Genomic DNA, 1,746 nt, shown 5'->3' with positions numbered 1-1,746 from the left:
TGATTATTCAACCACTACACGGTGATGAGCAAGGAATTACCATTCTCATAGTGAGAAACATTGCCGACGCCGATGCTGTCATTCAGCTGACGTAATAGTGGGGCAACATCCTTTGCAGCCGTGTTATGCAGCGGAACCATTTTCATTACCAGTTCATCGCCTGTCGCCGCATCATTCAATGGCGTCAGGGTGGCCCGTTTTCCGTCTTTAGCCGCCACCACTTTCAGTACGTTTTTCGGCATACTGATCACGGCATAACCATACACATCCAGTACGTTAAGAAAAAATTGATAGTACTCTTCCGGGGTGAGCTGTTCATAGCTACGAACCGTCACCTTCCCCTCGACGGCATTATCAACAATGATCGTTTTTCCTAAGTTTTTGCTGACGGTATTAATAAATTCATGAACATCCACCCCCTGAAAATCCGCTGAATATTTATCCGCCTGCGCAGTGCCGCAGCAGATAAAGAATAAAGAAAACAAAAAAAATATACGATACATGACAGTGACTTATGGCCTTCTTTAAAAGATAAAAACGAATGGAAAAATCACAGAAACAGCGCTGCATAAAAGCCATTATCATCAATGATGACTCTGTCAGTCAGAATCCGTAGGACCGGAAATTCACCAGCAATTTTATCTCCCAGCAGATAACTTTTTTGTGTTCCGCCGCTGTCGATAATCGCTATGCTCCTCTTTTGCTCAGTGCTGAATAATATCCCGACAATTTTTTCATTGAGTGTCGCTCTGGGAGCCAGCAGTAATAGTTCGTCACTGACATTCGGACCCACCCGGAATCTTTCCCTGCCCTCTTTTTTTTCTGACAACTGGCGTGGATTTCCTAACTGTGCAAATTGTTGCTGGAGCGAAAGGGCGGGATAATCTTCCTCTGTACTCTCCGGGAAAGTAAAGCGCGTGCGATCGGCGCTCAGCGTTTGCCGCGTGTCCAGACACGCAAATACAAAAACGGCGATCGCTGGCAGCGTAAGGCATCCGTAAAACAGAAGATTCAGGCTTTTCTTGCTTTGATTCAGAAGATTAGTGATGTCATAAAATTTTATTTCTCTGATGTTCATCAAAAAAAACCACCCAGATAAGGAGTCAGCAAGTGAAAATGCAAAACGGATGCTTTCCGCAGCACACTATTCAGTCACTGAAAAAATAAAAACCAGGAATTGCAGAATTATCCCCCCACTGCACATAAAGATTAACTTATTTTTAGTTAATTTTAATAAATTAACCTCTCCGGCGTTGTTCGACAGCGAGTTTTTAAGTGAATAATGCTCTTCCAGCCGTGAGAGATCAAACATCAAACCATGTCGGTGTACCGTTCTGATCACATCGGAGGGGAGCCCATGATTGGTAAACAGCGCCCGGCACTGATAGATTAACTGATGATAGTTATTATCCGTAATGGCAATATGTTTATCCGGCCATACCTTCTCAATAAGCTCACTCTTACGGGTCACATCAGATAATAAAAAGAAGATCAGTCTGCTTTGCAGAACGGTCAATGTGATGATCGTTTCCGTTTTCTTCAGGAAAAGCACTCTCTTTTCCAGAGATAATGAAAGCATATCATTCTCAAAAAAATTATCTTTATCAGTAGATTGCATCTTAATCATCGCTGTCTTAAGGTATCTGATTTCCTTATTGCAACAGCGGGACGCTATCATCTCAGGTTGCATTAAGGCATTTCAGATATGTCAAATACAATTGGATACTGGATTGGCCCCTATATTTC

Annotated in this window: 3 protein-coding genes; all 3 read right to left on the bottom strand. The window is 42.6% G+C overall.

All coding sequences use genetic code 11. From position 1 onward, the window contains the following. Window positions 1-14: 14 nt before the first annotated feature. Entirely contained in the window at window positions 15-503 is a 489-nt protein-coding gene (locus NG99_RS27300; protein WP_034900041.1) for a secretin N-terminal domain-containing protein, read from the bottom strand. Between the two features lie 47 nt (window positions 504-550). Further along, window positions 551-1,078 (bottom strand): type II secretion system protein N, encoded by a 528-nt coding sequence (locus NG99_RS27795; protein WP_052130908.1) that lies wholly within the window; start codon window positions 1,076-1,078, stop codon window positions 551-553. 66 nt (window positions 1,079-1,144) lie between these two features. Then, window positions 1,145-1,618, bottom strand: coding sequence for a winged helix-turn-helix domain-containing protein (locus tag NG99_RS27790; RefSeq protein WP_198138839.1), 474 nt, complete (start codon window positions 1,616-1,618; stop codon window positions 1,145-1,147). Window positions 1,619-1,746: the final 128 nt, after the last annotated feature.

The sequence above is a fragment of the Erwinia typographi genome, from assembly GCF_000773975.1.
Classification (GTDB): domain Bacteria; phylum Pseudomonadota; class Gammaproteobacteria; order Enterobacterales; family Enterobacteriaceae; genus Erwinia; species Erwinia typographi.
Note: the sequence above shows the minus strand (reverse complement) of the source record. Positions and strands in the feature narration are given on the sequence as shown.

Bases quoted from the DNA above. Each gene is read 5' to 3' on its own strand.
- NG99_RS27300 (WP_034900041.1), bottom strand. From the start codon at position 503: ATGTATCGTATATTTTTTTTGTTTTCTTTATTCTTTATCTGCTGCGGC.
- NG99_RS27795 (WP_052130908.1), bottom strand. From the start codon at position 1,078: ATGAACATCAGAGAAATAAAATTTTATGACATCACTAATCTTCTGAAT.
- NG99_RS27790 (WP_198138839.1), bottom strand. From the start codon at position 1,618: ATGCAATCTACTGATAAAGATAATTTTTTTGAGAATGATATGCTTTCA.